The organism is Sphingomonas sp. (assembly GCF_035317925.1).
In the GTDB taxonomy this organism is placed as follows: domain Bacteria; phylum Pseudomonadota; class Alphaproteobacteria; order Sphingomonadales; family Sphingomonadaceae; genus Sphingomonas_I.
The window spans coordinates 1-4,111 of sequence record NZ_DATHFV010000078.1 but is presented as its reverse complement, the minus strand read 5'-3'; the positions used below and the strand labels follow the sequence as shown (position 1 = coordinate 4,111).

The 4,111-nt window shown below is 63.0% G+C and carries 6 protein-coding genes; 5 read left to right on the top strand and 1 reads right to left on the bottom strand.

Going from position 1 to position 4,111, the window contains the following annotated elements:
• On the top strand, positions 1-433 hold a 433-nt coding region (locus VK533_RS05955), incomplete at its 5' end, for an alkaline phosphatase D family protein (RefSeq protein WP_324375934.1).
• A 127-nt stretch (positions 434-560) separates the two neighbouring features.
• Here VK533_RS05955 and rpmG read toward each other — a convergent pair.
• The gene (rpmG, locus tag VK533_RS05950; protein WP_294389749.1) at positions 561-728 is read right to left on the bottom strand and encodes a 50S ribosomal protein L33; all 168 of its coding nucleotides are present in this window, start codon (positions 726-728) and stop codon (positions 561-563) included.
• A 202-nt stretch (positions 729-930) separates the two neighbouring features.
• On the opposite strand from rpmG, the gene VK533_RS05945 reads away from it, so the two are divergent.
• The 4 genes from VK533_RS05945 (at position 931) to VK533_RS05930 (ending at position 3,810) form a co-directional block, all read left to right on the top strand.
• Positions 931-1,239 carry a hypothetical protein gene (locus VK533_RS05945; protein WP_324375929.1) on the top strand — a complete coding sequence of 103 codons (309 nt, stop codon included), beginning with the start codon at positions 931-933 and terminating at the stop codon, positions 1,237-1,239.
• A gap of 105 nt (positions 1,240-1,344) precedes the next feature.
• Positions 1,345-1,845, top strand: a complete 501-nt coding sequence (locus VK533_RS05940; RefSeq protein WP_324375927.1) for a DNA starvation/stationary phase protection protein — start codon at positions 1,345-1,347, stop codon at positions 1,843-1,845.
• 109 nt (positions 1,846-1,954) lie between these two features.
• The gene (locus VK533_RS05935; protein WP_324375925.1) at positions 1,955-2,128 is read left to right on the top strand and encodes a DUF1328 domain-containing protein; all 174 of its coding nucleotides are present in this window, start codon (positions 1,955-1,957) and stop codon (positions 2,126-2,128) included.
• 74 nt (positions 2,129-2,202) lie between these two features.
• Positions 2,203-3,810 (top strand): cisplatin damage response ATP-dependent DNA ligase, encoded by a 1,608-nt coding sequence (locus VK533_RS05930; RefSeq protein ID WP_324375923.1) that lies wholly within the window; start codon positions 2,203-2,205, stop codon positions 3,808-3,810.
• The last annotated feature ends 301 nt before the right edge of the window (positions 3,811-4,111 follow it).

Sequence of the window (4,111 nt, the reverse complement as noted above, 5' to 3'; positions counted from 1 at the left end):
CGACGACAAGGAGCCGATGTACAATGTCGACAGCTGGGCGGGCTACAATGCCCCGCGCGAGCGCGTGCTGGAAAGCTTCAAGGGGCTCGGCAACGTCGTCGTGTTGACCGGCGACGAGCATCAGAATTGGGTGGGCGAACTGCGCCGCGACCATGGCAAGGGTGAGGCTGTGGCGGTAGAGTTTGTCGTAACCTCGATCTCGTCCGACGGCGACGGCGGCGACACGCGGCCCGGCATGGACGAGGTGATGGCCGAAAACCCGTTCCTGAAGCTCTATAATTACCAGCGCGGCTATGCGCTGTGCGAGGTGACGCCCGACGCATGGGAGACGAAGCTGCGCGTGCTGGAAAAGGTGACCCAGCCGGGCCTGCCGATAACGACACGCGCCACCATCACCGTGCCGCACGGCAAGCCCGAGCTGCATATTGCTTGAGAGGGCATTTGGGCCTGACGCGAAAAGGGCGGCGCAGGCTGACCTGGCCGCCCTTTCGAGAGCAAGCAGCGCGGCCGAAGCCGCGCCTAAATCAAGAAGCGAGCACGGCGGCAAGCCGCCTTGGGGCTTACTTGATCTTGGCTTCCTTGAAATCGACGTGCTTGCGCACGACGGGATCGTACTTGCGGAAGGACATCTTCTCGGTCTGGTTCCGCGGATTCTTCTTCGTGACGTAGAAGAAGCCGGTGTCGGCCGAGCTGACGAGCTTGATCTTGACGGTGGTCGGCTTGGCCATGACCCAAATTCCTGCGCTATCTGAAGGCCGCCACCAAAGGCGCGCCAAAAAATAAAGCGGCGTCGCCGCCGCTCGATCGGTGGGCGCTTTGCCGTCGTCACGCCTGAAAGTCAAGCGATGCAGCGTCGTTCGCCTGTCTTAATCACACGGTAAGTACCTTCATGGCAGTCTCCGGTCCAGGAGAGCATAGGGGCACTGAGTCATGAAGCCGGAGAAGGCGCAGACTAACCTCGAACAGGCGATCGGCGCGCTGGCGCGCGATCTGCCCAAACTGGCGCCCCAGGAGGCGTGTGCGCGCCTGGGCTGGCTCAAGCGTCAGGCCGTGCAGGAAGGCGCCTTTCCGGCCGCGATGGTGGCCGCCGGGCTCGCCAGCGCGATCACGCTGCAGGGCCGGAATGTCCCGCTCAAGACCTGGCTCGACGCCTTGTCGCTCGCGGCGGGCTGTGGACCCGAAAATTCGGAGGCCGGCCCCTTGCTGCTGGCGACGATCGGGGTCCGTTTCGCGGCCTGAGCGCTCTCGCCGATCATTCTGATCAAGATTATTGAGGAAGCCGAATCCATGATTCGGTGTTTAGGGTTTCCGACCCTGTTCCTCGTTGTTTGATTGGAGATTGTCATGGCCGACACCCCCGCGCCCAAGCTCGCCACCCCCACCGACCTGCCGTCGAACGAGCTTTCCAGCGTCGCGGACGCCTTGAACGCATCGCTGGCGGATTGTTTCGCGCTCTATTTCAAGACGAAGAACTTCCACTGGCACGTCTCCGGCCCGCACTTCCGCGACTATCACCTGCTGATGGACGATCAGGCGGCGCAGATTTACGCGATCACGGATGCCATCGCCGAGCGCGTGCGCAAGACCGGCAACACCACCTTGCGCTCGGTCGGCGACATCGCGCGCCACCAGACGATCAAGGACAATGACAAGCCGTTCGTCAGCGCCGCAGACATGCTGAGCGAGCTGCGCGACGACAATCTCAAGCTGGTCGAAAGCTTCCGCAAGGTGAAGGAGCTGGCCGACGAGGCCAAGGACAATGCCACCAGCGGGATCGTCGATACCTGGACGGACGAGGCCGAAGAGCGCGCCTGGTTCCTGTTCGAGGCAAGCCGGAAGGCCTGAACCTATCAGGTAAGACCTTGATTCACGGTTCAGGCATCCACCTGAACCGATCAAGGTCGCGGGAACAGCAGATCGGGAAAGTCGTTGAGCAGCCGAAAGGGGTACTTTCATGCTCAGATTGGCAATCATCTTCCTGGTGGTCGGGCTTATCCTCGGCGCGCTTGGTTTTGGTGGGATCGGCGGCGCGTTCGTCGAAATCGCCAAGATCCTGTTCTATATCATGATCGCGTTGTTCGTGATCTTCCTCGTCCTGGCCCTGATGGCCGGCAAGGCAGTGACCTGACGGTACCGAACCCTTCGAAAAAGGGGCAGGGCGGCACGATGTGCCGCCCTTTGTCGTTCTAGAGACGGACGATCATGCGCGACTTTTCCCAGCTCCTCGACGGTCTCGTCTACACCCGCTCGCGCAACGCCAAGCTGAAGCTGATCGCGGACTATCTGCGCGAAACCCCCGATCCCGATCGCGGCTGGGCGATGGCGGCGCTGACCGGCGGGCTCGATCTGCCTGGGGTCAAGGCGTCGGCGATCACGGCGTTGGTCGACGAGCGCGTCGATCCGGTGCTGTTCGCGATGAGCCGCGATTTCGTCGGCGATCTCGCCGAGACCGCGGCTTTGCTGTGGCCCAAGCCCGGAGGCATGCCGCCCGAGGTGGATAGCGGCACGCTGCGGCTGTCGGCGGTGATCGAGCGGCTGATGACGCTCGGCCGGAGCGAAGCGCCGCGCGCTCTGGCCGAGATGCTCGACCAGCTCGACGCCTCGGGCCGTTTCGCCTTGCTCAAGCTCGCGACCGGGGCGTTGCGCGTCGGCATCTCGGCGCGGCTAGCCAAGACCGGGTTCGCGCAAGCGTTCGATCTCGACGTCGATCAGGTCGAAGAGGTCTGGCACGGCCTGCGCCCGCCTTATCTGCCCTTGTTCGCGTGGGGCGAAGGCACCGGCGCGCAGCCGACGCCGGCGGACGTGCCCGTCTTTCGTCCGTTCATGCTCGCGCATCCGCTCGAGGATCTGCGCGTCGACCTCGCCGAATATGCGGCCGAATGGAAATGGGACGGAATCCGGGTCCAGCTCGTCCATGTCGGCGGGCAGACGCGGCTCTACAGCCGGGCGGGCGACGATATCACGGGCAGCTTCCCCGATGTCGCGGCGGCGTTCGCGTCGGCGGGCGTGCTCGATGGCGAGTTGCTGGTGCGCGGCGAGACGCAAGGCGGCGGGATCGAGCATGAAGGCGCCGCCAGCTTCAACGCGTTGCAGCAAAGGCTCGGCCGCAAGAACGTGTCGGCCAAGATGCAGGCGGATTATCCTGCCTTCGTCCGCCTCTACGACATCCTGTTCGACGGCGGGGAGGATGTGCGCGGTCTAAACTGGACGGCGCGCCGGGCTCGGCTGGAAAGCTTCGTCCGCAAGCTGGATTCCACGCGCTTCGACCTGTCGGCGCTGATCGAGGCCGCCGATTTCGATGCGCTCGGCGAGATACGCGCCGGTGCGCGCGACGCCGCGATCGAGGGCGTGATGCTCAAGCGGCGCGATTCCGCCTATATTGCCGGTCGGCGCATCGGGCTGTGGTACAAATGGAAGCGCGATCCGCTGACCGCCGATTGCGTGATGATGTATGCCCAGCGCGGCCACGGCAAACGATCAAGCTATTATTCGGATTACACATTCGGCTGCTGGACCGCGCCGCCCGAGGAAGGCGGCGAACTGCTGCCGGTCGGCAAGGCCTATTCAGGGTTCACCGACGAGGAATTGAAATGGCTCGACCATTTCGTCCGCACGCGCACGATCGAACGGTTCGGCCCGGTGCGCGAGGTCGAGAAGAGCCTGGTGCTGGAGGTCGCGTTCGATTCCGTCCATGCCTCCAAACGACATAAATCGGGCCTGGCGATGCGTTTCCCGCGCATTTCCCGCATTCGCCGCGACAAGCCTGCACACGAGGCGGATTTGATCGCGACTTTGCAACGGATGATCTAGTCAAAGTGAACCTTTGTGTAGCGCCGCGGACACAGTCAGGTGCCCGGAAACAAATTATTTTTTCCGCGCGCAACCTTGCCGCCGACGGGAAGTTTCCCAGAAATCGTTTCACGTTCGAAAACTTCTAACTCGCATTGGTTCGAACGGCCCGCTAGAAGGCGGCCAATGCAAAAACACAAAGGGAAGAACATGGGCGTTGCCGAATTTTCGCGCCAGCTCTCCCGCAATGACCGAGCCGACCTTGTCGCTTATGGGCGAGAAGTCATTGAAACCGAAGCCGAAGCGCTTGGTTCGCTGGTCG